The sequence below is a fragment of the Mesorhizobium sp. WSM4306 genome (genome assembly GCF_007003975.1).
Classification (GTDB): Bacteria; Pseudomonadota; Alphaproteobacteria; order Rhizobiales; family Rhizobiaceae; genus Mesorhizobium.
On record NZ_VFTC01000027.1, the window covers coordinates 46925 to 72309 of the forward strand.

General features: G+C 63.7%; 22 protein-coding genes, 1 tRNA gene and 1 pseudogene. 13 read left to right on the forward strand and 11 right to left on the reverse strand.

The window, feature by feature from the left end; genetic code table 11:
- Positions 1–7: 7 nt before the first annotated feature.
- Positions 8–688 (forward strand): redoxin domain-containing protein, encoded by a 681-nt coding sequence (locus tag FJV77_RS25700; protein ID WP_142869393.1) that lies wholly within the window; start codon positions 8–10, stop codon positions 686–688.
- Positions 689–749: 61 nt separating this feature from the next.
- Here FJV77_RS25700 and FJV77_RS25705 read toward each other — a convergent pair whose 3' ends face one another.
- Both FJV77_RS25705 and FJV77_RS25710 read right to left on the reverse strand, forming a co-directional pair.
- Positions 750–2195 (reverse strand): adenylate/guanylate cyclase domain-containing protein, encoded by a 1446-nt coding sequence (locus tag FJV77_RS25705; protein ID WP_142869394.1) that lies wholly within the window; start codon positions 2193–2195, stop codon positions 750–752.
- A 281-nt stretch (positions 2196–2476) separates the two neighbouring features.
- A complete protein-coding gene (locus tag FJV77_RS25710) occupies positions 2477–4645 on the reverse strand; it encodes an SAM-dependent methyltransferase (protein WP_246691384.1) in 2169 nt (722 codons plus the stop codon).
- A 257-nt stretch (positions 4646–4902) separates the two neighbouring features.
- Here FJV77_RS25710 and FJV77_RS25715 point away from each other — a divergent pair, with 257 nt between their 5' ends.
- Positions 4903–5376 (forward strand): integrase arm-type DNA-binding domain-containing protein, encoded by a 474-nt coding sequence (locus tag FJV77_RS25715; protein WP_142869395.1) that lies wholly within the window; start codon positions 4903–4905, stop codon positions 5374–5376.
- A 307-nt stretch (positions 5377–5683) separates the two neighbouring features.
- Positions 5684–7900: an adenylate/guanylate cyclase domain-containing protein gene (locus FJV77_RS25720; RefSeq protein ID WP_142869396.1), complete on the forward strand. Its 2217-nt coding sequence runs from the start codon at positions 5684–5686 to the stop codon at positions 7898–7900.
- 41 nt (positions 7901–7941) lie between these two features.
- On the opposite strand, the gene FJV77_RS25725 is transcribed toward FJV77_RS25720, so the two are convergent.
- The 3 genes from FJV77_RS25725 to FJV77_RS25735 all read right to left on the reverse strand — a co-directional run bounded on the left by FJV77_RS25725 (position 7942) and on the right by FJV77_RS25735 (position 9748).
- The gene (locus FJV77_RS25725) at positions 7942–8448 is read right to left on the reverse strand and encodes a YHS domain-containing (seleno)protein (protein WP_246691386.1); all 507 of its coding nucleotides are present in this window, start codon (positions 8446–8448) and stop codon (positions 7942–7944) included.
- Between the two features lie 28 nt (positions 8449–8476).
- Entirely contained in the window at positions 8477–9145 is a 669-nt protein-coding gene (locus FJV77_RS25730; protein ID WP_246691387.1) for an ankyrin repeat domain-containing protein, read from the reverse strand.
- A 528-nt stretch (positions 9146–9673) separates the two neighbouring features.
- Positions 9674–9748 (reverse strand) — tRNA-Gly (locus FJV77_RS25735).
- A 225-nt stretch (positions 9749–9973) separates the two neighbouring features.
- Here FJV77_RS25735 and FJV77_RS25740 point away from each other — a divergent pair.
- The 4 genes from FJV77_RS25740 to FJV77_RS25755 all read left to right on the forward strand — a co-directional run bounded on the left by FJV77_RS25740 (position 9974) and on the right by FJV77_RS25755 (position 12717).
- Positions 9974–10471 (forward strand): prolyl-tRNA synthetase associated domain-containing protein, encoded by a 498-nt coding sequence (locus tag FJV77_RS25740; RefSeq protein WP_142869397.1) that lies wholly within the window; start codon positions 9974–9976, stop codon positions 10469–10471.
- Positions 10472–10613: 142 nt separating this feature from the next.
- Positions 10614–11609, forward strand: coding sequence for a thioredoxin (trxA, locus tag FJV77_RS25745; protein ID WP_142869398.1), 996 nt, complete (start codon positions 10614–10616; stop codon positions 11607–11609).
- A 134-nt stretch (positions 11610–11743) separates the two neighbouring features.
- Positions 11744–12415, forward strand: a complete 672-nt coding sequence (locus FJV77_RS25750) for an LON peptidase substrate-binding domain-containing protein (RefSeq protein ID WP_142869399.1) — start codon at positions 11744–11746, stop codon at positions 12413–12415.
- A 47-nt stretch (positions 12416–12462) separates the two neighbouring features.
- Positions 12463–12717, forward strand: coding sequence for a Trm112 family protein (locus FJV77_RS25755; protein ID WP_142869400.1), 255 nt, complete (start codon positions 12463–12465; stop codon positions 12715–12717).
- A 44-nt stretch (positions 12718–12761) separates the two neighbouring features.
- Here the strand turns inward: FJV77_RS25755 and FJV77_RS25760 are convergent, their stop codons facing one another.
- Genes FJV77_RS25760 through FJV77_RS33080 form a run of 3 tightly spaced genes read right to left on the reverse strand, consistent with a single transcriptional unit; the run spans position 12762 to position 18482 of the window.
- A complete protein-coding gene (locus FJV77_RS25760) occupies positions 12762–16040 on the reverse strand; it encodes an error-prone DNA polymerase (RefSeq protein ID WP_142869401.1) in 3279 nt (1092 codons plus the stop codon).
- Positions 16037–17509, reverse strand: coding sequence for a DUF6504 family protein (locus FJV77_RS25765; RefSeq protein ID WP_142869402.1), 1473 nt, complete (start codon positions 17507–17509; stop codon positions 16037–16039). Before FJV77_RS25765 ends, FJV77_RS25760 begins: the two co-directional genes overlap by 4 nt.
- On the reverse strand, positions 17451–18482 hold the full coding sequence (locus FJV77_RS33080; RefSeq protein WP_142869403.1) for a hypothetical protein: 1032 nt from the start codon (positions 18480–18482) through the stop codon (positions 17451–17453). The genes FJV77_RS25765 and FJV77_RS33080 overlap by 59 nt, the downstream gene beginning before the upstream one ends.
- 178 nt (positions 18483–18660) lie before the next feature.
- Between FJV77_RS33080 and FJV77_RS25775 the strand changes: the two genes are divergently transcribed.
- The 3 genes and pseudogenes from FJV77_RS25775 to FJV77_RS25785 all read left to right on the forward strand — a co-directional run bounded on the left by FJV77_RS25775 (position 18661) and on the right by FJV77_RS25785 (position 19756).
- Positions 18661–19083 carry a metallopeptidase family protein gene (locus FJV77_RS25775; RefSeq protein ID WP_023702572.1) on the forward strand — a complete coding sequence of 141 codons (423 nt, stop codon included), beginning with the start codon at positions 18661–18663 and terminating at the stop codon, positions 19081–19083.
- Positions 19084–19143: 60 nt separating this feature from the next.
- A pseudogene (locus tag FJV77_RS25780) lies at positions 19144–19463 on the forward strand (type II toxin-antitoxin system RelE/ParE family toxin).
- Between the two features lie 11 nt (positions 19464–19474).
- Positions 19475–19756 carry an XRE family transcriptional regulator gene (locus FJV77_RS25785; RefSeq protein WP_142869421.1) on the forward strand — a complete coding sequence of 94 codons (282 nt, stop codon included), beginning with the start codon at positions 19475–19477 and terminating at the stop codon, positions 19754–19756.
- A 129-nt stretch (positions 19757–19885) separates the two neighbouring features.
- Here FJV77_RS25785 and FJV77_RS25790 read toward each other — a convergent pair whose 3' ends face one another.
- The 3 genes from FJV77_RS25790 to FJV77_RS32495 all read right to left on the reverse strand — a co-directional run bounded on the left by FJV77_RS25790 (position 19886) and on the right by FJV77_RS32495 (position 21410).
- Positions 19886–20092: a DUF1737 domain-containing protein gene (locus tag FJV77_RS25790; RefSeq protein ID WP_142869404.1), complete on the reverse strand. Its 207-nt coding sequence runs from the start codon at positions 20090–20092 to the stop codon at positions 19886–19888.
- The gene (locus FJV77_RS25795; RefSeq protein WP_142869405.1) at positions 20089–21039 is read right to left on the reverse strand and encodes a CoA ester lyase; all 951 of its coding nucleotides are present in this window, start codon (positions 21037–21039) and stop codon (positions 20089–20091) included. Before FJV77_RS25795 ends, FJV77_RS25790 begins: the two co-directional genes overlap by 4 nt.
- A gap of 131 nt (positions 21040–21170) precedes the next feature.
- Positions 21171–21410: a hypothetical protein gene (locus FJV77_RS32495; protein ID WP_185970429.1), complete on the reverse strand. Its 240-nt coding sequence runs from the start codon at positions 21408–21410 to the stop codon at positions 21171–21173.
- Positions 21411–21562: 152 nt separating this feature from the next.
- Here FJV77_RS32495 and FJV77_RS25805 point away from each other — a divergent pair, with 152 nt between their 5' ends.
- The 3 genes from FJV77_RS25805 to FJV77_RS25815 are packed head-to-tail and all read left to right on the forward strand — an operon-like array spanning position 21563 to position 25369.
- On the forward strand, positions 21563–23089 hold the full coding sequence (locus FJV77_RS25805; protein ID WP_142869406.1) for a DUF4173 domain-containing protein: 1527 nt from the start codon (positions 21563–21565) through the stop codon (positions 23087–23089).
- A gap of 4 nt (positions 23090–23093) precedes the next feature.
- Entirely contained in the window at positions 23094–23786 is a 693-nt protein-coding gene (locus FJV77_RS25810; RefSeq protein WP_142869407.1) for a response regulator transcription factor, read from the forward strand.
- A complete protein-coding gene (locus tag FJV77_RS25815) occupies positions 23774–25369 on the forward strand; it encodes an ATP-binding protein (RefSeq protein WP_142869408.1) in 1596 nt (531 codons plus the stop codon). The genes FJV77_RS25810 and FJV77_RS25815 overlap by 13 nt, the downstream gene beginning before the upstream one ends.
- The last annotated feature ends 16 nt before the right edge of the window (positions 25370–25385 follow it).

The window sequence follows — 25385 nt, forward strand, 5'->3', positions numbered from 1 at the left end:
GTTGGAAATGTCCGCGCATAGTGACTTGTTGCCGCTTCAGCCGGGCGACCGTGCGCCGAACCTGGTCCTCGACGCCATTACCCAGGAAGGCAAGATCGCGCTTGACGACTTTCGCGGAGAAAGACCGGTGCTGGTCGGCCTGTTTCGAGGCCTGCATTGTGCGTTTTGCCGGCGCCATATCGCCGCCCAGGCGCGGCTTGATCCGGAGCTGCGCGAAAAGGGCGTGGGGAGCCTGACGGTGGTCAACACGCCGATCGAACGGGCGCGTCTCTATTTCCGCTACCACCCGATGCCGAACCTGCTTGCGGCCTCCGACCCGGAACGCGCTTCACATCGTGCTTTTGGACTGCCCAATCTCGAATTCACCCAAGACGAGACGAACTGGCCGTACAAGGTCTCGATGGCAGCGGCAAAGGGAATGCGGGTCGACATACCAGGCGAGTTGCCCGGTCCTATGGATCCATTTGCGGCCAGCGAATTCCTCGACAAGAGGGACCATTACGAAGTGACCGAAGCCGACGAACAGATGATGGCGACGGGACACGGACAACTGATCGGTCAGTTCCTGCTGGACCGGCAGGGCATCGTCCGCTGGAGCTTCACGGAGGTCCCAGAGGGTGGGCGATACATGTTTGCGGCGCCAAACCCGAAGGAGCTGATGACAGCCGTGTCGCAGGTCGCCCAATAGGCTTGTGAACGAGGCAAACAGGCAGGTTACTGGGCCCGAGGCAATGGTTGCGGCACGCAGTCTATCCTCGCATGATGCGATAGACAGTTGCATCGCCCTCTACACCTCGGAGAGGCGCATCAAACGCGACGACGCTTCGGCCCGCAAGCAGGTCGCTCACGCCGGGCGCACAATAGAACGCCTCTGAGATGCAGACCTGTCCGGCTTCCGCTAGCGACTGCACGCGCGCGGCGACATTCACGGTCTGGCCGAAATAGTCGAGGTTGTCGTTGAGCGTCACGGCAATCGACGGTCCACAGTGGGCGCCGATCTTGAGGATGATCCCCGGCCCGTCGTGGTCGCCGTTGAAGCGATCGATTTCTTCAAAAATGTTAAGGGCGGCCGAGATTGCATCCGATGGCCGCGAAAATACTGCCATCACCGCATCTCCAATAGTCTTGACCACCGCTCCGGAATGTTGCTGAACCGCCGCGTTGACCAGAGCGAAATGCTCGCGGACCAGGGCATAGGCGTTGAGGTCGCCAAGCCGCTCATACATGGCGGTGGACCCCTTGAGGTCCGTGAACAGGAAGGTGATCTGCCGAATGCCGAGCCCCTCCTTCTCGTCGACACGCTCGGAACGGAAAAGGTGGCGGAAGGTTTGCCGCGCAAGCAGCGCCCCGCCGGAAACGTATGGGTCGAAATCGAGCGTCGGTTTGGTCGTCAACGCGACAAGTTCGGGCGGCCAGTTGATGAGAAGCAACGCGCCACGACCGGGTCCAGTATTCGCAACCTCAATGACGACCGGACCGGGCGGCACGACCGGCAATGACGGCAGGAAACGCTTGCCGTCATAGTTGATCTTGAGAAGTGTCGGCTCCAACACCGGATCGCCTGATATGGGTACAGCGAATGCCGCCTGTGTCTGCACGTTGACGCCCGACAGGGAGCCCGGACCGAGATCGGCGCGCAGCATGGTTGTGGTGCCCGGCGGCAGGAAGGTCATGCCCCGCACGAAGCCTCGCAGAACATCCAGAAAGCGTATGTCTTGCCCGGGCAGCCGCCCGTCATTGCCGAAGCGCAGCTTCCAGTGAAAATCCTCGACAGAGAGCGTCTGGGGCTCGTGGAACGGAAGGCGCCGCAGATGGGGCGACACGGAGAAGGAGACCTCGATGAAGTCGTCGAGGTCGGTATCGCCCGATACGTCGCACAGGCCACAGACGTAATGCGTCTGCAGCGTGCGCAGGGCGCCGAAACTGTCGAGCACCATCCCGGACTGGGGACAGAGCACGTCCCAGCTCATATCGAACAGGCCGCAGCGGGCCGCGTAAAGGAAAAGGTCGATTGCTTCAGGCTCGGCGATTGCGCGGTCGCGGGCGAAGGCCAGCGGATTGACGCGATAGAGCGCCTGGTCGTCGCCGCTCCTGATAAGCGTTTCGAATTTCGAGATGACGCGCGGGCTCCATGCTCGCGCTTGCTCGATCTCGGTCATCTTGCCTTCGAGAAGGCGATCGTTGACCACCATCACGCCGAAATCCCCGATTTGCCTTGCGGCAACCTACTAGAAAATCCTGCTCGATGCGAATGGCTGGAAATCCTTCGCGTGTCTCAGGACTTGAGGCGGCACGCGCCACACCGGTTCTGACGCTGTGAATGGCGGCGTCGGGTGGTCATTAGCCGACTTTTGCACGCACCGAGCTGCAGGGTTTCATGTGGAGGCGTGGGTCCGGGATAAGATGTTCGACATGATCTGTTGCTCGCGGCCTCGCGACCAGGCGCCATTCCAACGGGGACTGACAAGCTCAGCGTTCATCCGAGCACGCCCTCGACACTGGCAACAAAGTCATCGAGCGTGCGGTCCCCGCGTATCTCGATGCGCGGAAGGTCGATGGGATCGCTATCGAGGTCCGCCGGCCCGTGTTTGCGGCCGAAGCCCACTCGATAGCCGCACTCCCTGGCCAGCCGGCCGAGCCGTCGGTCGGTGACAGAGAAGGGTGCCGCGAACGCAGTGGTTGGCCGGCCTGTCCACCGTTCGATGAACAGGCGAGAGCGCAAGAGTTCGGCGGCCAGGTCAGCGCTCGACAGACCATCGATCGCGCGATGCGTCGCCATATGGCTGCCGAAGAACGCGCCTTCGGCGGCGAGGCGTCGCACCGTCCCGGCGCCCATAAGCTGCGCCGGCGGACCGCTGTCGGCGTCCCATCCTGCAGTTTCACCCACCAGGTCCGTCACCAGGAACACTTCCGCGGTCAGGTCGTTGGCGCGCAAGATCGGCCAGGCGTGGTCGGCGAAATTCTGGAAGCCGTCATCGAAGGTGATGACCACCGGGCGGCCAGCGAAAGGCTGACGGTTGGCGATGAAGCCTTCCAACTGCTCGGACCCGATCGCGTGAAAGCCATTGGCGCGCAGCCATGCCATCTGGCTGGCGAATGCGGCGGGCGTCATCCGAAAACGGGCGAGCGCTGCCGGACCTTCATCGGCGACGCCGTGATACATGAGAACAGGGATGCGCTGGCGCCGCTCGCTGCGTGCGACGTCGCGGCGCAAGGCCCGCGCCCCGCCCCAGATGATATTTCGCGCGACCCCGATGTCGATGGGCGCGCGGATCGGCACCTGATCGATCACCGGTTCCGTCGCCACATCGTCCGGTGACAGGCGGCGGAAGCGGTCTATGCGGTAGAGCTCGGTCTGGATCGATTGCTCGAGCACGAAGCCTTCGGTCGCCGCCAGCGTCTCGGAGATCGCCTGGGCACCGAATGTGTTCCAGTCGAAGCCCGTCTTTTCGACATTGTCACGCAGCACGAATGCGTGTGCGCTGATGAAACTGCCGCCGGGCGCCAACGCCGCAGCGAATTTTTTGGCGATGCGCCGCAATTCGGCGAGATCGTCCAGATAATAGAGCACTTCCGAACAGAAGATCAGATCCATATCACCCGGCAACGTGTCGGCAGCGAAATCCAGCACGCCGAACTCAACATTCGGCTGATCGCCGCATCGCGCACGAGCCCGCTCGATGGCTATGGCGGAGATGTCGGTTGCGGTCAGATGGCCCACGCGCGGCGCCAGTTGCCGCGTGAAGTGACCCTCCGCGCAGGCCAGCTCCAGCGCCCGCGCGATGGGACCGGCAGGCAGAATTTCGAGCTGCCGTTCATATTTTTCCTGCTCATAGAGCGAACTGTAGTTCCAGGGATCCTCGGTCGCGAAATAGCTGTTCCAGAACGCCGTGCGATCATTCCTGTCCGCGGTCCGTGCTCGGCGCGGCGCTGAGGGAGGCTGTGCAGGTTCGGCGCTCGACCGAACCAGCTCCCGCGCTTGCGCGGCCAATTGCGCGAGTTTGCCGAAATGGCTGTCCGGATCAGGCCCGCCTTCCGCTGAGGTCGACAATGCCTCGGCTGCAAGGCCAAGCCGCCCAGCGGGCACGACATTCCGGATCAATTCAATCCAATGATTCCTTGTCACTGTCCCGAGTACGCCGAACTGCGCGACAGCCTCGATCCGGCCATCCATCATCAGATGGGCGTGGATCTGATCGATCCCTTCAGGCAGGTCGGTTGCGGTCGGGTTTCGAGCGTCGACGCGAATTCCAAGCGTCCGCGCCAGCCTGCGCGGCGCGGCAAGATCGTCGGCGTCGAGAAGCATTTGCTCAAGCTGATACTGGATGCGGCGAGCTGCCGCAGGATTGTCCCAGATCTTGCCGAGTCCGACGATCAGCTCGGTGATGGCGCCGCCGAACCTGTCCCATCCGGCAGCCAATTGCGCCGGCGCCGACAGGCTTCCCGCCACAAGGCCATCGACGATCACCTTGGCGATCTCACCCGCCCACTTGCGTCCTGCCGGGAGCGCGCGCAGGGACTGCGGGTCGATCGAGCGCAAACCCGAGCCGCAATCCGACGCGGCGTTCCGCAGCGCGAGCCACGCGAGTGCTTCGGCAGCGGTGCCGCCGTTCGCCGAACTGGAAACCAAGGGATTATGCGCCACGCCGTCTTACCCGCGCCTGGTGAAGCGATTCGAGCGCTCGACCAAAACCTTGGCAAGCCATTGTTTCCACGACACTTCTCGTCGCAAGCCGCAACCTGTTCGCCCAGAAAATGATTGTCCAGCGCCCCAGGGAGCGGAACGCTGTCCTTTGCGGCTCCCGTCGGAAGCCCGGTGGACGATTCACTCATTAAACCCGAACGCGCGGGGGAGCAAATGGCTACGACAACCAAGAAGCGACTGACGAACCAGGAACTTGAATGCATGACGTCGCCCAAAACAGGACGCCTGGAGATCGGGACGATTTATGCCCCGGCTTGATCCTGCGGGTCTCTGAACAAGGGGCGAAATCCTTCTCCGTGATCTACAGGGTTCTCGGCGAAGGCGGCATCACCGACACAGGCCGCCCTCTGACGGGCAAGCAACACAGGATCACGCTCGGCCGATGGCCGGTAGTCAGCCTGGGAGACGCGCGAGAGCGGGCCCGATCGATCCTAGCGAAGTCCGGTGCAGGCGCCGACCCGCGAGCCGAGCTGGCGTCTAGCGTTCGAGAGCGCGGGGCGAATACATTTTCGGCGGTGTTGGAGCGACACATAAGGCAGGACGCGGCAAGGACGATATCGAGCTGGCCCAACGTCGAGCGGGTGTTGCGCCTGCACGTTGTGCCGCATTTGGGCGACACACCGATTGCGGATATCCGCCTGACCTACAGCAATTGGCCATCGATCTCGTGATGGAACAGGCCAACGTCGTGTGTGAGAAGTGGGTGGACCATTAGGCCGCAAAACTCCCCCGGCCGCTCCCCGGCGCCAGAAAGCAAAAGGCCCGGTTACCCGGCCCTTTATGCTTTTCAAATCTAAAGAAGATTTGGAGCGGGGTGAAGCGATTCGAACGCTCGACCCCAACCTTTGCTGGGAGTATGCCGGGGCCAGGCCGGTCCCCGAGCGCCGCGCGCGGACGCCATACCTCTGCGACGCGCATTTTCCGGTCCTTGGCCGCGCATATGGTCTTGCCATAGGGCTTTCGCTATAGTCATGCGTGGTGGAACAGGTTCAACATCTCGAACGGAAGCTAGTCGCTATCCTCGCCGCCGACGTTGTGGGGTACAGTCGGCTGATGGGGCTGGACGAGACGGGCACGCTCACCCGGCTCAAGTCGCTTCGCCGCGAATTCATCGAACCGTCGATCGAGGGGTACCATGGCCGCATCGTCAAGCTCATGGGCGATGGGGCTTTGGTCGAGTTCGCCAGCGTCGTCGATGCGGTGGCTTGCGCCGTCGAAATCCAGCGGGTCACCACGCAGCAGAACCTCAGTCTTCCCGAAGATAGTCGGATCGTGTTCCGCATCGGGATCAACCTTGGTGACGTGATCATCGACAAGGACGACGTCTACGGCGACGGCGTCAACATCGCGGCCCGGCTGGAGGGGCTGAGCGATCCTGGCGGCATCGTCATCTCGGGAACGGCCTACGATCAGGCCCATAACAAGCTCGGCCTGATCTTCAAGTCACTCGGCGAACAGCGCCTCAAGAACATTCCAGAACGGGTCCGCGCCTATCGCGTTCTGCTGGAACAGACCGGAGGAGCCAGGAAGTCGCGCTCTCGGCGGTGGCCTGTGATCGGCGCGGCGGCGCTTCTTCTGGCTCTGGCAGCGGGGATTGCCCCGATGCTTTGGCCGCATGTAATTGGCCTCCTGCCTGGTCACGGTTCCCACCCGGTCGCTTCAACGCCCGGCAAGCCTTCCATCGCCGTGTTGCCGTTTACCGATCTCGGCCAGAAAGCGGGGCAGGATTACTTTGCTGAGGGGCTCGCAGACGATCTCATAACCGATCTGTCCAAGATCTCCGGGCTCCTCGTCATCGCCCGCAATTCCGCGTTCTCCTTCAAAGATCGATCCCTCGACGTCGACGAGATCGCGGCGCAGTTGAACGTCCGCTACGTGGTCGAGGGCAGTGTCCGCCGGGAGGGCGATGCAGTCCGGATCAACGTTCAGCTCATCGATGCCAAAACGGGGAGCAACATCTGGGCCGAGCGCTACGACCGCGACTACTCCCGGATATTTGCGCTTCAGGACGAGGTGATCGGGCGCATCGTCGAGGCACTCTCGGTACGCCTGACGGAAGGCGAAAGGGCACAGATTGCTCGTCTCCCTACGCGAAGCCTGGAGGCATACGATTTCTACACCCGAGCCGAGCAGAAGGTTTATGTGGTCGACAAAAGGTCTCTCGGCGAGACCCTGTCCCTGTATCAAAAGGCGATCAAGCTTGATCCTGCGTTTGCGGATGCTTACTCGGGCTATGCTCGCGCCACGGTGGACGTGCTCGGCTTCGACTATCAGGTGCTCATGCTCAGCGCCGTCGCTCGCCAGCGCGCCTATGAAGCGGCAGGGCGGGCGCTGGAGCTCAATCCCCAGTCATCGAGAGCATATGCTGTGCTCGGCATCCTGCAGATGCTGGATGGCGAATGGGACCAGGCGATCGCATCTGTCCAGAAAGCCGTCCGACTGGATCCGAACGGCGCGGAGGCAGAGCTCAACCGGGCCATCGTGCTCACCTACGCAGGACAGGGCCCGGAGGCTCTGGCTTCGATGGAGCGCGTGTTGCAACTCGATCCCAAGCCGCGAGCGCAGGTCTTCGACTACTACGGCTTCGTGCTCTACATGAACCGCCAATACGAGAAGGCCTTGCGGGCGCTAAGCCAGGTCCAGCCGGAAGAGCGCAGCGACCTCGGCCTCGAAACCCTTGCAATGGCAAATGCGCGGCTGGGCCGAATGGCCGAGGCGCACGATGCGGTTGCAGCAATCCTGAAAAATCCCGAGCAGAACCTCGCCGCTTATCGTGTCGTCTATGCCCACCACCGGCGGCAACAGGACCTCGATCATCGGCTGGACGCCCTTCGCGCCGCGGGAATTCCCGAGCGGAGCTTCGATTTTCGCGGGCGGGAAGAGGACCGCCTGGACGGCTCCCTCTTACGTGCCCTGACAGGCGATCGGACATGGGTCGGACGTGAACACAATGGTGCGCCGTTCGTCATGGAGCTGAGTGCAAATGGAGATTTCGCCCTGAGTTCGCAAAGCAGCATCATCACCGGCGCGTCCAGCCTGGATGGTAACCTCTTCTGCACGCAATCCACCGCGACCTTGCTCGGCCGCAAGTTCTGCGCCCCGGTCTATCGCAACCCCCAGGGAAGCAGCGAAACGCAGGATGAATATGTTTGGCCGGACTCCGTCACCGTCTGGTATTTCTCAGTGTCTCGGTGACGGGCACCATTCAACTTGCGGGCTCGCGACATGCGCCTCGGCTAGTTGGCGGCCGCTCTAACCTCGAATTCCTTCGCCTCCACTGCGGGCCATTCGGCTTCCGCCTTCGCAATGACAGGCGCTGGGTTGGCATCGAAGTCTTCCTCCAGGCCCCCCTTTCCGGAGAAAAGGAAGAGCTTGCCATCGACGATGCGGAACGCTTCCGGGTCAAGGTTCGCAGATGCCTCCTTCGCTGACATTCCCCCGGTGCAGAAGCCGCCGAATTGAGGAGCATAGCGCACAGGCTCGGAAATAAAGGCATCGCGGTGCTGGACGCTGGCGAAGTACCACGTCGCCCCAAGCCATTTCTTCGAGATCTTGGGCGAACCCATCGTCGCGCGACCATCCGTGAAATACGCCACCGGATCGTAGCCCAGTATAGCGACGTTGCCGAAATATCCGGTGTTCACCTCGTCGCCGGCGTAGGATGCGCTAGTGCCGAAGAGCAGGATGGAGGCGGCTACCCCCGCGCAAAGCAAACTGTCAAACGTGGAACGGTTCTCTGTCATGTTCTTTCTCCCGTAACCCTATTCGATGTCAGTTCCCGAGGGCAATGCACACCTTGTACGACGACCCCATCGTTTCCTTGGGTTGGCATTTTGCGCCGTGCTTCTTGAGCAAGACCATTACATCGGCGCTCTGAAAGAACGTCGCGCGGCTGAGAGGCGTGTAGCCGTATTCCTGGATTGCCTCGACCTGTGCTCCGTGCGCGATCAACAGCTCCGCAATGGCCGTCTGGTTCTCTTCTGCTGCCACATGCAGCGGCGTAATCTTGTGCGTGCTCAACGCATCGACCTCGGCCCCGTGGTCGAGCAGCATTTTGGCTATGTCCAGGCTTCCTGAGTAGGCTGCCGCATGAAGGGCAGTGAAGCCGCGGTCGTTGCGGGCTTCAATGTCGGCCTTGGCCTCGATCAACACAATGGCGACCTCGGTCTTGCCGGCAAGTGCTGCATCGATCAGCGGGGTCTGTCGGCTTTCGTCGCGAACATTCACATCGGCGCCTTGTGCCAAGAGTTCGGCGACCTTGCCGGCGTCGCCCCCTCCGGCAGCATCATGAAGAGGCCCCGCGATCGCCGGCCCGGCAGCAAACCAGGAAATGAAAGTAACGACGAGAGCCCGACAGGCAATACGAACCCAGCCGGTTCCGAAACGCCTGACCCGCATCGGGAAGGCCTTCGGCAGCAACAATCGCCTGGGGACCATCATCGCCTAACCCTCCGGGCGCCGCTCGCCCACAGATTGACGTGTATAAGGCCACTCTAATACATTCTGCGCAGCGCAGCCATAGGGTTCCAGGTCGTGCGCGAGTCGAAGTCGCAGCGAGGCGCCATGTGCTCAACTGGCCGTCGGCGATGAAGGTGATCGAGGGGTACGCACGATTTCACGTGGATCATGTTGGGGTTGTCCTCGAGGTCCGCCGCGGTCGCGCAGGCCCGGAGTCCGGCCTTTCGTGCACCTTCTGCAACCAGCTCGGTCTCGTGCTCCCCGTCGACTGACCGCTCGGTGAGGAACTTCTCTGTGGTCCACTCGGGGTCATCTTTCAACACCACCGCGAAAATCCAGGTTGCTTTTCTATGCCGATGCGCCGGACGCGCTACGAAAGGCACTGACACGACTGAATCAGATGGCCCTGCGACTCCGCAGAACAGAAATCCCCACTCCGCTCCCCGGTGCCAGACAGCAAAAAGGCCCGGTTTCCCGGGCCCTTTAAGCTTTTCAAATCTAAAGAAGATTTGGAGCGGGTGAAGCGATTCGAACGCTCGACCCCAACCTTGGCAAGGTTGTGCTCTACCCCTGAGCTACACCCGCTCACATGGCCCTAGGGCCGCAAGCCGGGCCTATATGGCTGAAGAGCGCGGCGATTGCAACAGGGAAATGACGGGCTTTTTGGTCGCGCCAAATCGCCTGGTCGAACCTCGTCGGCCACGCTGGTGATTCATTGACTTGCCGCATGACGCTCTTGTCTCGGCGGCATCATTGGCCATAAACGGCTTTGCGCGTGGCCAGACTGGACCAGACAGGGGAAGACCATCGATGCCGAAGACAGAAGCCGAGCTTTTCGCCTTTCTTGCCGATCTCGGCATATCGGTGTCGACCGTGCGCCATCCGCCACTCTACACGGTGGCCGATTCGCAGTCGCTGCGCGGCGAGATTCCGGGTGGGCACACCAAAAACCTGTTCCTCAAGGACAAGAAGGACAATTTCTTCCTGGTCAGCGTCGGCGAGGATGCGGTCGTCGACCTGAAGCAGATCCACACGATCATCGGCGCCGCCAGCCGTGTCTCCTTCGGCAAGCCGGAGCTGCTGATGGAGCTGCTCGGCGTTACTCCGGGCGCCGTCACCGTGTTCGGTCTGATCAACGACACCCAAAGACAGGTCAAGGTGGTGCTCGACCAGGATTTGATGGCGCATGACGTCATCAATGCGCATCCGCTGACCAATGAGGCGACGACATCGATCGCTTCCGCCGACCTCATCAGATTCGTCGAGGCAACCGGCCATGATGCTGCTATCTTGAAAGTCTCGGCTTGATCGCCACATGGATGGCGAAAACTGACTTTTTGTTTCAACGCAATTCCGGGCGGAAAACCGTCTCACACTTTTCCTGGAATTGCTCTAGCAAGGACGTCGCGCCTGCTCCGCTGGCGAGGGGCGCGACCGGAAGGGCGACGACATGAGCGACAACAACAATCCGTTTGGCGGCCAATTCGGCGGCAATTCCGGCCAGTACACCACGTCCGTGCAGTATGGCGGCGCCGAGCCGGCCAAGGCCGCGCCCGGCGCGGCTCCGGACGGTGGCGACCTGATCAAGGACACCACGACGGTCGCCTTCGCCGCCGACGTCATCCAGGAATCGCGCCGCCAGCCGGTGCTGGTCGATTTCTGGGCGCCGTGGTGCGGGCCCTGCAAGCAGCTCACCCCGCTGCTGGAAAAGGCAGTCAAGGCCGCCGGCGGCAAGGTCAAGCTGGTCAAGATGAACATTGACGATCATCCCTCGATCGCCGGCCAGCTCGGCATCCAGTCGATCCCGGCGGTCATCGCCTTCAAGGACGGCCAGCCGGTCGACGGCTTCATGGGCGCCATCCCCGAGAGCCAGATCGGGGAATTCATCACCAAGGTCGGCGGCAAGGGTAATGGCGCGCCGCCGGTCGCAGAAGCTTTGGCCGCGGCAGCCGAAGCGCATGCGGCGGGCGATGCACAGACCGCAGCCGACATTTATGACGCCATACTGGCGCAGGCGCCGGAGACGATCGAGGCGATCGCCGGGCTAGGCGAGCTTCTGTTCGAGGCCGGCGACGCGCAAGGCGCCGAGGCGCTGCTGGCAACGGCGCCGGAAGCCAAGAAGGACGCGCCCGCGCTTGCCGCGCTGCGCGCCAAGATGACGCTGGCGGCGGAAGCGGCCGCACTCGGCAATCCGGCCGAGTTCGAACAGCGCCTGGCCGCCAATCCCGGCGACCACCAGGCGCGTTTTGATCTTGCCATGGTCCAGAATGCGCGAGGCGATCGCCATGCGGCGGCCGACAACCTGCTGGCCATCATCAAGGCGGACCGCAGCTGGAACGAGGACGGCGCCAGGGCGCAGCTGCTGAAGCTATTCGAGGCCTGGGGCATGACCGACGAGGCGACGCTGGCGGCGCGGCGCAAATTGTCGTCGCTGCTGTTTTCCTGAGCCCGTTCGCCGACGAAATTACCGGCGGAACGGATGTCGGGTCTTGCGGCCGGCGTCGGCTGCGCCAGATTAGGCCGATACTGTCGCGGCCGAAGCGGGCGCCATAGGGCGGCGAAGCCATAGAAGGAGTGAAGGTGCAGGTCGGAAACGCACATTACCGGGTCGGCAAGGATCTGCCGGCAACCATCCCGGTGTTTCCGCTTGCCGGCGCGCTGCTTCTGCCGGGCGGCCGCATGCCGCTCAACATTTTCGAGCCGCGCTACCTGCAGATGGTGGATGAAGCGATTGCCGGCGCGCGGCTGATCGGCATCATCCAGCCTAGCCTCGACGGCGCCCTGCGCGCCGATGGCGAGCCGGAACTGTGCAATGTCGGCTGCGCCGGGCGCATCATCTCTATGGCCGAGAGCGGCGACGGCCGCTATCTGATTTCGCTGCAAGGCATATGCCGGTTTCGCATCGCTCATGAGCTGCCGGTGAAGACGCCGTTCCGGCAATGCAAGCTGGCGCCGTTCCTTACCGATCTTAGCGAAGATCAGGCGGCAAACGAGGTCGACCGTCCGGCGCTGCTGAAAGCATTTCGCGCCTATCTGCAGGCCAACGATCTCGAGGCCGACTGGGAAAGCGTCAGCCGCGCTGAAAACGCCATGCTGGTCAACGCGCTGTCGATGATGGCGCCTTACGGCCCGGCCGAGAAACAGGCGCTGCTGGAAGCGCCCGACTTGAGAGCCCGCGCCGAGACGCTGATCGCCATCACCGAAATGGCGCTGGCGCGCGAGAATGAGGACTTTGGCTCGAGTTTGCAGTAAGGTGTGTCAAGGCATCTTGGGCCGGTGATTGGCCGGAAAGAGGAACGATGGCTGCGGACGGGCGTGACGGCAAGGCGGCCAATGTCGATCCAAAACTGCTTGAGCTGCTGGCCTGCCCGCTGACCAAGGGGCCGCTGGCCTGGGACCCGGAGCGCGGCGAATTGATCTCGCGGATCGCCAAGCTCGCCTATCCCGTACGCGACGGCATCCCGATCATGCTGCCCTCCGAGGCGCGGACGATTTCGGCGGAAGACGTGCTGTCGCCGCCGCGGCTGAGTGGGCCGGCGCAGGCTGGACGCTGATCGGGGCAAGCACCCCTCCCTTCGATGGGCGTCTCCGCCAAGCCCTACTGGAAATTGCGGCCCTTGGGCATGACCCTCTCTGCTTTGTCCGCGAGTGCCGCAATGTCCGGACGGGCCGGCACAGCCGGCGTCATCTCTTCCAACAGCACCGTCAGCCATGGCGTCAAATCCTCGATCTTTTCGGCGACGATGTGGATGACATCCGATTCCGACTGCAGCTTGCCGGTGACCTTGACGAAGCGGGCGCCCATGACGATGGGGCGGAAGCGGGTAAACGTCCTTTCCCAGAAAATGACATTGGCGACCGCCTTGTCGTCCTCCAGCGTCAGGAAGATCGCATTGCCCTTGCCTGGGCGCTGGCGCACCAGGACCAGTCCGGCGACGGACACCCGCCTGCCGTCGCGAACCGAGCCAAGGTTGGCATTGGGGATGACGCCGGCGCGGTCGAGCCGCTCGCGCAGGAAGGCGACCGGATGCGCCTTCAGCGACAGGCCGAGCGCGCGATAGTCGTGGATGACATGTTCGCCGAGCGGCATTGTCGGCAGTTTCGTCTCGGGCTCGAGCTCGCGCAGCCGGATCGCCGACTGGTCGAACAGCGGCAGCCTTTCGGCCGCACTCTTGCCGTCCAGCGCGCGCACCTCCCAAAGGGCTGCGCGGCGGTCGAGGCCGAGCGACCGGAAGGCGTCGGCCTGCGCCAGCCTTTCGATGTCGTCGACATCGAGGCCCGAGCGCAGCCAGACATCCCGCACGGATTCGTAGCCCGAACCGCGTCGCGCCACAAAAGCCTCCATGCGATCCTTGGAAAGCCCCTTGATCTGCCTGAAGCCGAGCCGAACGGCGTGCTTTGTCTCGATCACACCGCGCATCTGGGCATGGCGCGGGAGGATGAGGGCCGGGTCGAAAGGCGCCTCTTCCAAGGTACAGTCCCAGACGGAGAAATTGACGTCGACGTCGCGGATGTCGACGCCATGGTCGCGCGCGTCGCGCACCAGCTGGGCCGGCTGGTAAAACCCCATGGGCTGCGAGTTCAGGATCGCGGCGCAGAACACGTCGGGATAGAAGGTCTTGAACCAGCAGGAGGCATAGACGAGCAGCGCGAAGGAGGCGGCGTGGCTTTCGGGAAAGCCGTATTCGCCGAAGCCTTCAATCTGCTTGAAGCAGCGCTCGGCGAAGTCCTTGGTGTATCCCTTGCCGACCATGCCGTCGATCATGCGCTGGCGGTAATTGCCGATGGTGCCGGTGCGCTTGAAGGTGGCCATGGCGCGGCGCAATTCGTCGGCCTCGCCCGGCTTGAAGCCGCCGGCGACGATGGCGATCTTCATCGCCTGCTCCTGGAACAGCGGCACGCCCAGCGTCTTCTTGAGGATCGCCTCCAGCTCCGGCTTTTGATACTCGGCTTTCTCCTTACCTTGCCGGCGGCGAAGATAAGGGTGCACCATGTCACCCTGGATGGGACCTGGCCGCACGATCGCCACCTCGATGACGAGGTCGTAGAAATCCTTTGGTTTGAGCCTTGGCAGCATCGACATCTGGGCGCGCGATTCGATCTGGAAGACGCCAAGCGTGTCGGCTCGGCAGATCATGTCGTAGACATGCCTGTCCTCAGGCGGGAGGCTGCCCAGCACATAGGGCCTGCCAAACTCATCGCGCGCATCCGGATAATGCTCGGTGAGCAAGGTGAAGGCGCGTTTCAGGCAGGTCAGCATGCCGAGCGCCAGCACGTCGACCTTCAAAATCTTGACCGCGTCGAGATCGTCCTTGTCCCATTCGACCATCTTGCGCGCCTCCATCGCCGTCTTGACGATAGGCACGATCTCGTCGAGCCGGTCCCTGGTGATGACGAAGCCGCCGACATGCTGCGACAGATGCCGGGGAAAGCCCATGATCTCGTTGGCGTGGGCGAGCACATGCCGGGTCGAGGTTTCGCTGCGGTCGAGGCCGCCGGCATGCGCCTCCTTCTCGCCGAGCTCCGAGGTCGACCAGCCCCAGATCGAACTGGAGAGCGCTGTGCGGACATCGTCCGACAGGCCCATTGCTTTCGCCACCTCGCGCAATGCCGAGCGGCCGCGATAGCTGATGACGGCCGCCGCCAGCGCGGTGCGCTTGGCGCTGTATTTGGAGTAGATGTACTGGATCACCTCCTCGCGCTGCTCATGCTCGAAGTCGACGTCGATGTCGGGCGGCTCGTTGCGCTCCTCGGAAATGAAACGCTCGAACAGCGTGTCGATGCGCTCGGGGCCGACTTCGGTGATGCCGATGCAGAAGCAGACGATCGAATTGGCGGCGGAGCCTCTGCCCTGGCACAGAATGCCCTCGTTGCGGGCGAACTGGACGATGTCGTAGACGGTGAGGAAGTAGCGCGCATAGTTCAGGCGCTCGATCAAAGCGAGCTCTTCGCCGATGCGTTGGGTGACGGAAGCGGGGACGCCCGCCGGATAGCGCGTGGCGGCCCCCTCCCTGGCCAGACGCTCGAGCTCGGCCTGCGGCCCGAGGCCCGATTGCGTCGGCTCGTCGGGATAATTGTATTGGAGATCGCCAAGCGAGAAGGTCAGCTCTCCGGCGAAGCGCAGCGTCTCGGCCAGCGCCTGCGGATGACGGCGGAAGAGACGCGCCATTTCCAGCGGCGGCTTCAGATGGCGCTCGGCATTGGCCGTCAGCTCCAGCCCGATCTCGGCGACCGGCACATTGAGGCGGATGGCGGTAAGCACATCCTGCAGCGAGCGCCGCTCGGCGCTGTGATAGAGCACGTCGTTGGTCGCCATCAGCTTCACGCCGGCGGCTTCGGCCATGGCGGCGGCCTGTTCGATGCGGAAACGGTCATTGCCGCGATAATCCGGCGCCACGCCAAGCCGCAGATTTGCGCCGAAACGATCCTTCAGCTGATGGATCACTGCCAGGGGATCATCCGCATTAGCCGAGAGATCGGGCAGCACCGCCAGCGACAGCAGATCGCCCCATTCGAGCAGGTCGCCGCGCTGGAGAAGAGTTGCACCTTTCTCGTTTTCGTCGCGCAGATTGGCCTGCGTCAGCATGCGGCAGAGATGGCCCCAGCCCTTGCGGTTCTGCGGATAGGCGAGAATGTCCGGCGTGCCGTCGCCAAACACCAGCCGGCAGCCGGGGTGATAGGCGAGCTTCTCGACCTTGGCCTGCTGCCAGGCGCGCACGACGCCCGCGACGGTGTTGCGGTCGGCCAGCCCGATCGAGGAGAAGCCAAGGAATTTGGACGCGACCACCAACTCCTCCGGCTTGGAGGCGCCGCGCAGGAAGGAGAAATTCGACTGGATGCCGAATTCGGCATAGGGGATGACGGTCAGCGCGTTCATGCGAAGACCCCATGCATGAACCAGCGCGGCGAAGGCTGGCCGGCGCCGTAGAGCCCCTGGCGGTAGAGCCAATATCGTCGGCCCTCTGCATCCTCGATGCGGAAATAATCGCGGGTCGGTGCGTCTTCCTCGCCTTGTCGCCACCATTCCGGCGCGATGCGCTCCGGCCCTTCGGCGCGGGCGACGCGGTAGAGCGCGCGGCGCCAGCGGAAATTCATCGGCGGTCCCTCCGGCATTTCGGTCGCCGGCACCTCGATCGGCTCGGGCGAACGGAACAGCCGGATCGGCCGCTCCGGCGGGAAGGTGGTTGTTGGCGGTGCGTCTTTCCGGTCCGGCCTTTTCGGCGGCGTGGTCCGTTGCGGCGCCTCCGAGAAGGGGATGGTGGCGACGGCGCGTTCCGGCAGATGGCTTTCGACGGCGATCGCTTTCAGCACAGCATTGTCGCCGAGCCGGGCGCGGATGCGGTCGGCAAACAGCGCGATGTCGGCGCCGTCATCTTGCGCTTCGCCGGTCAGGTCGGCCTGCTGCATGTCGAAGGCAGCGGCGGCCAGCACGGAAAGCCGCACCAGGTCGAAGCCGTAGCCGGCATCGATGTCCTGCTCGAGTGCGGCCAGCCGCTCGTGGAACAGGCGCTGGATCAGCTTCGGCTCGCGCAGGGGCCGTGACGTGCCGACGGCGATGCGGCTGACGGCGCCGTCGACGCGAAACAACAGCAGCGCCAGCATCCTGGCGCCTTCGCCGCGGCGCTCGAGGTCGACCTTCAGGGTCACCGCCAGCATTTCCACCAGCCGCTCGATCTCGGCGGTGAGCACAACCGGCTCGGCGAGGTGGCGCTCGACCGAAAGCGGCGCCACCGGCAGGCGCGGCGACACCGCCTCGTCGAGGCGGCCGAGCGCCTGGTCTAGCCGCAACAGCAAGGTAGAGCCGAAGCGACGGGCAAGCGGTGCTCGCGGTGCGGCCATGACTGCGCCCGCGGTTCGCAAGCCGACGCTTTCCAGGCTGGTGCGGATATCCGGCTCGATGCGCAAGGCGGCCAGCGGCAAAGGGGCAAGCAGCGCTTCCTCCTCGCCTGAGACAACGATGCGGTCGCCACAGAAGCGCGCTGCCGCCCAGGCCGCGCCCGGCGTCGCGGCAAGCCCGGCGCGAACATCGAAACCCTGCTGGAAAAAGCGCGCAAGAATATCATCCAGCATGGCGCGCTCGCCGCCGAACAGATGCGTGCAGCCGGTGACGTCGAGATAAAGCCCGTCGGCGCCGTCGAGCGCCACCAGCGGCGTGTAGCGATCGCACCAGTCGGCGAGGCCTTCGAGCAGCCTTCGGTCGGCTTCCGGATCGGCCTCGACGACGTCGATCGACGGATGCATGGCGCGCGCGTCGGCAATGCCCATGCCGTGCTTCAGATGCAGCGCCTCAGCCCGCTCGTCGAGGGCCGATATGCGCTGGGCGTTGCGGTCGCGATGGCTGATCACCAGAGGCAAATGATCCGACGGCCGGGAACGCCACGACCGTCCCAGGCGCTGGCGCAGGATCCGCTCTGCTCCGAGATGCGGAAACCACAGCGACAGAATTCTCTGGCCGTTCTTCCCGTCTTTCTTCGAAACTGTGTTCATCGGGGTTCCACTCCAGTGTGAATTGTCCAGGCAGAGCGCTGCGGCTCTTGCCGATGCTGACGGTGAAGGCGGGGCGGCCGATCGAGCCGGCGAGCGGCCCGGCGATGGTCCGGCGGCTTGCAGCCGCTGCGGCCGACACGATAAGGCGTACGGGTGCCGCCGTTGGCTCGGCCTCGCCGGCCTGGCGCAGCAGAAATACCGGCCGGCCGGCGCTTTGCGCGCGGGCGTGCAGCCGGCGCGTCGCGGTGAGGTCGAGCCGCTGCGGGCTGCCGCGGATTTCGAGGATGATTGCGGCCAGCGCGGTCATCTTCGCGGCTTCCTCGGCCACCCACAGCGCATCGGTGAGTTTCGCCGCCTCGGAAAACAGCAATTGCTTCGGCGCGATGCCGAACAGGCCCTGCAATCCCCTGGCATAGGGAAAGCCGGCCTCGCGAAAAATCTCCGACGTGCCGATCCACAGCACGGGCAGGTTCTGCCCCCTGAGGATCAGGCTGACCAGCGACAGCACAAAGCCGGCGACGGCCCCGGCGTTGCGGGTCTCGAGGCCGTGGATTTCAGTCAGCGCGGCTTTCGGCAGGCCGCCGCTCAGCGCGGCATCGAGGCGCTCGACGCCGGTGGGCAGGAAGGCATCCGGCGACGCCACGGCAAGGCCGCGCCGGATGATGGTGATATCAGGCGTGGGTTCGGGCGTACCGCCGATAGGGCTGTCAGGGCGCGCACGAGGCCGCTCGCCAGCCGGCGCGGCCAGGCGCTCGGGCAGCGTTCCCTCGATCTTCGCGATCTGGCGGCGCAGGGCAAAAACAGTCTCCCGCGCCACAGCTGATGTCGCCATGACGGTCAGTTTCTCTCACAATTGTTCCTGTTATGTTCCTATAGATTCCAGAGGGTGCCCCAAGAGTCAAGCGGAGACAGAAGGAATTTATTCCTCGATAGCCATTGACGCCATGGAATTGCCGCTTCATTGCCGAGTCCGGTGCGAAAGCCTATATGCCGGGATCAAAGGACAACGCATGGCCCGCATCTACAAGACCCGCACCTGGCACGACGAACTCTCGCCCTCGATCGAGGAAATGGAGTTTCTGGCGCTGGAGGCGTACGCGCATCTGCCGGACGATTTTCGCAAGCTGACCGGCGAGATCGTCATCATGATCGCAGAGTTCCCGACCGACGAGATCATGGACGATCTGTCGCTGGAGACGCCGTTCGACCTGCTCGGCCTGTTCGAGGGCCGCGGCATCGCCGAGCGCTGGAACCCGCAGACCGGCGAAGGCCCGAACCGCATCACCCTCTACCGTCGCGCCATCCTCGACTACTGGGCCGAGAACGAAGAGACGCTGGGCGACATCGTCACCCACGTGCTGATCCACGAGATCGGCCACCATTTCGGCCTGTCGGACGATGATATGGAGAAGATTGAAGAGGCGGCGGAGTAGTCTGCATCTGCGCTTTGCTGATTCCGCAAACCGCGTCCGTCCGCCTATCCACTCTGTCGGCTGCCGACGAAGCGACTGGAGTTTCTAGGAGATTCTCTTGCCAAGCTCCGGGCTTTCCCAGAGCCGGCGCGCAAGGAAACGGGCGTTCAGTTGCACAAGGTTCAACTTGGATTTGAGCCCAGCGACTGGAAGCCGATGACGACGATAGGCCCCGGCGTGCGGGAAATCCGCGTGCGTGACGATGCCGGCGCGTTCCGGGTGCTTTACGTCGCAAGCATAGGTGACGCCGTTTATGTGCTGCACGCCTTCCAGAAGAAGACGCAACAGACGGCGAACGAGACCTGGATCTTGCCGCGTCGCGGTTCAAGCAAATTCAGTGAGGCATATGACCATGGAACGCCAGAGTTTTAAAAATGTCTGGGACGCGCTGGAAGATACTGTGGCCGAGGCCGCCAACATGACCATGCGCTCCAGCTTGCTGATCGCGATCGAACAGCGGGTGCGGAGTTGGGACATTACCCAGGCCGAAGCAGCCAACCGGCTCGGGATTACCCAGCCACGCCTCAGCGACCTTCTGCGAGGAAGGATCGCAAATTTCAGCCTCGACACCTTGATCAACCTGGCCACGCAGGCCGGACTTACCGTGCGTCTTGATATCGCCGAGGCCGCCTAAAGCGCGTCGCGCTGAAACGGATTCAAGCGACGCGCTTTAAGTCTTTGTTTTGATGCATGTCGTTGTCCCAGAACCGCAGTACACTTCTGGGCGACATGCACTAGTCCTATCTAGTTGACCGGCTGGCGCCTACCAATCGCTCAGCTTCGTATCCGGGCCGTATTCCTGGCCGTCGACATCCTTCACGACCGACTGGCCACAGCGCATCGATTTGGTTTTCTTGTCGTAGGCGTAGGTCGGCGAGCCGTACAGGTGCCAGCCCTTGTTCAGCGCCGCGGTCACCTTGTGGCAAAAGGTTGAATCGTCGGGCGCGGATAAAAAGCGGTAGAGTCTCATGGTTCAAGTCCTGTCGTGAGTTTGTCTTGTCGGGGCGGGATCTTTTTCGAAGCCGGCTTCGGCAATCGTGCGCCGATGGCGGCGGCCTTCGCCAGCAGTTTTTCGGCCTGCGCCAGATGCAGCCGTTCGACCATCCTGCCGTTCAGCGCAATCACGCCCTTGCCGGAATTTTCCGGTAAGGCGAAGGCATCTTTCACCGCGCGCGCCTCGGCCAGGGCTTCGGACGCTGGCGCGAAGGCGCGGTTCGCCCCGTCGATCTGGGCCGGGTGGATCAGCGTCTTGCCGTCGAACCCCATGGCGGCGGCTTCCGTGCACTCGCGCGCAAAAGCATCGAGGTCGCGAAAATCGTTGGAGACGCCGTCCAGCATGTCGATGCCGCCGGCGCGGGCGGCCAGCACCATTTGCATCAGCCATGGCACGAGGTAGCGCCGGTCGGGCGTCGCCAGAATGCCGGTCTCCTTGACCAGATCGTTCGTTCCGGCAACGAAACAATTGAGGCGCGAGGCCGGATCGCGGCCGAGTTCGGCAATGGCGCCGATGTTGAGCATGGCCTTGGGCGTCTCGATCATCGCCCAGAGTTTGACGCTGTCGGGGGCAAAATTGTCGTCGAGCACGTCGCCGACTTCGAGGATGTCGCGCGGCGTGGCGACCTTGGACAGCAGGATGCCGTCGGGCTCGAATTTCGCCGCGGCCAGCAAATCATCAGTGCCCCAGTCGCTGGACAGCGCGTTGACGCGCACGATCATCTCGCAGCGCCGCTTCGGCCGGCTGGCGAAAAAGCCGGCCAGCTTTTCGCGCGCCGCGACCTTGTCGGCGGGAGCGACGGCGTCTTCGAGGTCGATGATCACGGCATCGCAGGTAAGCGTCGCGATCTTGGCCAACGCCTTGTCGTTGGAGGCGGGGACGTAGAGTACAGAGCGGCGCGGGCGGTAGGGTTCGCTTGTCATGGCCGATCTATGCCGCCTGGGGACGGGTGAGGCAAGGGGCCGGGTTCCAGCCCACGCCAATGGTCGAAGTCAGCGCTGCCCCTCACCTGCCTGCCGGCATCCTCTCCCCGTAAACGGGGCGAGGGAGGCTCTCATCGCTGATTTCGCCAATCACCAAAGTTGAACGCCGCCATTGCGGCCAGCCCCTTCTCCCCGTTCAACGGGGAGAAGATGCCGGCAGGCAGATGAGGGGCAGCGCAAACGCCGGAAAGCTCGAGCCCGAGGCCTGCACAAAAACTGCACGTCTCTGCGGAAAACCTCCTCCGCTCCGCCTCGGCGTTTTCATGCGAGCCCGCGACAACAGCGGCATGCAACAGCGAAACATCCACCATTGGTCCCTGCCCTACCGCCTGCGCAGCGAAAGCTGGTGGCTGGTCGATCCGCCGTGGCCGGAGGCCCGCCATCACCCGGAGGCAAGCCTGCTCCCTTTTATCCCCAGGCATCCGCCGGTCGGCCGGATCCAGCCCATCAGGAAAGTCCGCGCATGACATCGTTCGCCAGCCGCTTCTGCATCGCCGTCCTGCTCGTCGCGCTGGCGGATTTTTTCTTCTACGACCAGCCCATCGGCATCACCCTCCTGTTGTTCGCCATCGTGACGGCCGGGGCGGTTGTAGCCGTGCATCCCTCGTTCCTTAATTCCCCAATGCCGTGGCTCAAGCCGGCCTGCCTGTTGGTCGCGCTGCTGCCGCTGGCCGAAAACGTCAGCGCGCTGTCGGTCTCGGTCGCGCTCGTGGCCATGGTGGTGTTTGCATTGTCGCTGGCCGGGCGGTTGCAACACCGCATCGCCCGCATTGCGGGCCAGATCGCGCTGTTCCTGCTGGCGGTGCCACTGCGGTTCATCCGGGATTTCATCCGCTGGCGCAAGACGGCGCGTCGCTTCGGCCGGCGCCGGATCCGGTTCGCGTCCATCGCGGTCTGGGTGATGCCGCTGACGCTGGGCGCCGTCTTCCTCGCGCTGTTCGGCGCCGCCAATCCGGTCATCGACTACTGGCTGTCGCTGATCGACCTGATGAAGCTCCTCGATCTCATCCAGCTGGCGCGGATTGCCTTCTGGCTGGTCGTGCTCGCCTGCGTCTGGGCCTTGCTGCGGCCACGTCTGCCGCGCTATCGGCGTCTTATCCTGCGGCCGAGGCAGAACCTTGCCGGCGCCCAGCCGGCGGCCAAACCGGAGCGGCATGTCGTCGAGGATATCGTCTTCGGCAAAGGCGCCATCTTGCGCGCGCTGATCGTCTTCAACGCCCTGTTTGCGCTGCAGACCGGGCTCGACGCCGCCTATCTCTGGGGCGGGGTCGCCCTTCCCGATGGCATGAGCTATGCCGCCTATGCGCATCGCGGCGCCTATCCGCTGATCGTCACCGCACTGCTCGCCGCCGGCTTCGTGCTGGCGGCGCTGCGGCCGGGCAGCGAAACATCAAGCGATCCGCTGATCCGCCGGCTGGTCTACACCTTGGTGGCGCAGAACATCGTGCTGGTCATCTCGTCGATCCTGCGGCTCGACCTCTATGTCGGCGTCTATGCGCTGACCTACTGGCGCATCGCCGCTTTCGTCTGGATGGGGCTGGTGGCATCAGGGCTTGCGCTGATCATCGCCCGCATCGCGCTTCGAAAATCCAACGAATGGCTGTTCTCGGCCAATCTTCTGACGTTATCGGCGACGCTTTATGCCTGCTGCTTCATCAACTTCGCCGCAACGATCGCCAACTTCAATGTCGACCACTCGCTTGAAATGTCCGGCTCCGGCACGCCGCTCGATACGCAGTATCTGCGCTCGTTCGGCGCTGTCGCCATGCCGGCGCTGGACCGCTATTACATGCATAAATTCGGAAACCAAACCACCTATCTGGCCGACCAGGTGATGATCGACGATTATATCGCCGAACAAAAGAAGTGGCGCGCCTGGAGCTTTCGCGGCTGGAGGCTCGTGCAGGTTCTCGACAAGAGAGGCCCGCTCGTGCTTCCTCCCGCACAGCAACCCTCGCTGCCTGCCATGCCATCCACGCCGGACCGCTAGACCCATGCCGCATCAGATCCTGGTCGCCGACGACGATCCGCACATACGCGAGATCATCTGCTTCGCGCTGGAAAAGGCAGGGATGAAGACGCAGGCCGTCGCCGATGGCGCAGCCGCCCTGCAGGCGATCGAACGCCGCGAGCCCGATCTCGTCGTGCTCGACATCGGCATGCCGGAGATGGACGGGCTGGAGGTCTGCCGGCGGCTCAGGCAACGCTCCGACGTGCCAGTGCTGTTCCTGTCAGCGCGCGACGAGGAAATCGACCGCATCCTCGGGCTTGAAATGGGCGGCGACGACTATGTGACCAAGCCGTTCAGCCCGCGCGAACTGGTGGCGCGCGTCAATGTCATCCTGCGCCGCGCCCGCGCCGTGCCGGAGCCGGCCGACGCGAGGGCCTTTGCGCATGGCAAGCTTAGCCTGACACCGGCCAGTCATGGCGCCAGTTTCGACGGCAAGGCACTGGCGCTGACGGCGATCGAATTCTCGATCCTGAAAGGGTTTCTGGCACGGCCGGCGCATGTGCTGGGCCGCGACCTGGTGGTGGCCAGCGCCTATGCCGCCAACATCCATGTCGCCGACCGTACCGTCGACAGCCATATCCGCAACATCCGCGCCAAGCTGGCGGCGGCCGGCTGCCTCGACGCCATCGAAACCGTGCATGGGGTCGGCTTCCGGCTCGGCCGATGCGGCGCCTGAGCGACGCCAAATGGATCGGCACCAAATGGCGGCCAAGGCTGGCCACGGTGGTTCTCGCCATCCTCATCATAGTGCTGGCGCTGCCGCTGGTCGGGCTGTTCTTCTTCCGGCTTTATGAAAACCAGCTGATCCGCCAGACCGAGGGCGAGCTGATCGCGCAAGGCGCCGTCATTGCCGCCATCTATGCGCAGGATGTCCGCGACGCCGGCATCTCCCAGGACAAGCTTGGCGGGCCGGTCGACGTTGAGGGCGACGATGCCAGCCGCGGCGACGATTCGCCTTACCAGCCGATCGAGCCCAGCCTCGATCTCGCCTCCGACTATTTGCTGCCGACCCGGCCCGCCGGCATCGTGGCCACCACCGATCCGGCCTTTGCGGCGATCGGCGCGCGGTTGTCGGGCCTTCTCGACACGACGCAAAAGACCACGCTGGCCGGCTTCCGGTTGCTCGACCCGAAGGGCGTCGTCATTGCCGGGCGCGATGAGGTCGGACTGTCGCTCACCCATGTCGAGGAGGTGCGCGAGGCGCTTGCCGGCCACTACGCCAGCGTGCTGAGGCAACGCATTCCCGACCAGCCACCGCCACCGCTCTATTCGGTCAGCCGCGGCACAAAGGTCCGCGTTTTTGTTGCCATGCCGATTGCAGTCGATGGCCGGGTCGCCGGCGTGATCTATCTGTCGCGGACGCCGAACAACATCGTCAAACACCTCTATGGCGAGCGCGGCAAGGTGACGCTGGCGGCCATCGCCATGCTTTGCGGCACGCTGCTGATCGCCCTGGTCTTCCTGCGCACCGTCAGCCGGCCGATCTACGCGCTGATGGAGCGGACCAGGCGCATTGCCGCCGGTGACCGCGACGCGATCCGCCCGCTCGACCATCACGGCACGCGCGAAATGGCCGAACTGTCCGCCGCCTTCCTCGACATGGCCGAAAAGCTACAGGCGCGCTCCGACAGCATCCAGACCTTTGCCACCCATGTCTCGCATGAGCTCAAATCGCCGCTGACGGCGATCCAGGGCGCCGCCGAGCTCTTGCGCGATTCCGGCGAGGCGATGGACGCGGCCGAGCGCAAGCGGTTTTCCGGCAACATCGTCACCGATGCCGGGAGGCTCAATCTGCTGGTGCGGCGCCTGCTCGACCTGGCGCGCGCCGAAAACCTAGCCCCGAGCGGCGAAAGCACATCGCTCGATGCTGCGCTGGCGCTGCTGCCGGTGGATGGCAGGCTGGCGGTCAGCATCGAAACGGGTGGCGGCATTGGTTTGCGGATATCGGCTGAGAATGCGGCGATCGTGCTTGCCAATCTCATCGACAATTCGGCCAGGCATGGCGCGACGCGGGTTTGGCTGGCTGCGACAGCCGCCGAAGACAAAGTGGCCGTTGCGGTCAGCGACGACGGCGCCGGCATTTCACCGAGCAACCGCAGCAGGATTTTCGAGCCATTCTTCACCACGCGGCGTGAGTCCGGCGGCACCGGCATGGGCCTCGGCATCGTGCTGGCCCTCCTGAAAGCGCATGATGGTACGATCGCGCTGGTTGACTCCGGGCGCGGCACGCGCTTCGAGATTTCCTTGCCAGCCGCGTGAACGATGCGGCCGGCGG

What these genes read in the sequence shown, in the direction of transcription:
- FJV77_RS33080 (WP_142869403.1), bottom strand. Translation starts at nt 18,482, where the DNA reads ATGGCGACATCAGCTGTGGCGCGGGAGACTGTTTTTGCCCTGCGCCGC.
- FJV77_RS25730 (WP_246691387.1), bottom strand. Translation starts at nt 9,145, where the DNA reads ATGATGGTCCCCAGGCGATTGTTGCTGCCGAAGGCCTTCCCGATGCGG.
- FJV77_RS25760 (WP_142869401.1), bottom strand. Translation starts at nt 16,040, where the DNA reads ATGAACGCGCTGACCGTCATCCCCTATGCCGAATTCGGCATCCAGTCG.
- FJV77_RS25725 (WP_246691386.1), bottom strand. Translation starts at nt 8,448, where the DNA reads ATGACAGAGAACCGTTCCACGTTTGACAGTTTGCTTTGCGCGGGGGTA.
- FJV77_RS32495 (WP_185970429.1), bottom strand. Translation starts at nt 21,410, where the DNA reads ATGGTGGATGTTTCGCTGTTGCATGCCGCTGTTGTCGCGGGCTCGCAT.
- FJV77_RS25810 (WP_142869407.1), top strand. Translation starts at nt 23,094, where the DNA reads ATGCCGCATCAGATCCTGGTCGCCGACGACGATCCGCACATACGCGAG.
- FJV77_RS25785 (WP_142869421.1), top strand. Translation starts at nt 19,475, where the DNA reads ATGGAACGCCAGAGTTTTAAAAATGTCTGGGACGCGCTGGAAGATACT.
- FJV77_RS25755 (WP_142869400.1), top strand. Translation starts at nt 12,463, where the DNA reads ATGGCTGCGGACGGGCGTGACGGCAAGGCGGCCAATGTCGATCCAAAA.
- FJV77_RS25775 (WP_023702572.1), top strand. Translation starts at nt 18,661, where the DNA reads ATGGCCCGCATCTACAAGACCCGCACCTGGCACGACGAACTCTCGCCC.
- FJV77_RS25700 (WP_142869393.1), top strand. Translation starts at nt 8, where the DNA reads ATGTCCGCGCATAGTGACTTGTTGCCGCTTCAGCCGGGCGACCGTGCG.
- FJV77_RS25815 (WP_142869408.1), top strand. Translation starts at nt 23,774, where the DNA reads ATGCGGCGCCTGAGCGACGCCAAATGGATCGGCACCAAATGGCGGCCA.
- FJV77_RS25790 (WP_142869404.1), bottom strand. Translation starts at nt 20,092, where the DNA reads ATGAGACTCTACCGCTTTTTATCCGCGCCCGACGATTCAACCTTTTGC.
- FJV77_RS25805 (WP_142869406.1), top strand. Translation starts at nt 21,563, where the DNA reads ATGACATCGTTCGCCAGCCGCTTCTGCATCGCCGTCCTGCTCGTCGCG.
- trxA (WP_142869398.1), top strand. Translation starts at nt 10,614, where the DNA reads ATGAGCGACAACAACAATCCGTTTGGCGGCCAATTCGGCGGCAATTCC.
- FJV77_RS25740 (WP_142869397.1), top strand. Translation starts at nt 9,974, where the DNA reads ATGCCGAAGACAGAAGCCGAGCTTTTCGCCTTTCTTGCCGATCTCGGC.
- FJV77_RS25795 (WP_142869405.1), bottom strand. Translation starts at nt 21,039, where the DNA reads ATGACAAGCGAACCCTACCGCCCGCGCCGCTCTGTACTCTACGTCCCC.
- FJV77_RS25715 (WP_142869395.1), top strand. Translation starts at nt 4,903, where the DNA reads ATGCATGACGTCGCCCAAAACAGGACGCCTGGAGATCGGGACGATTTA.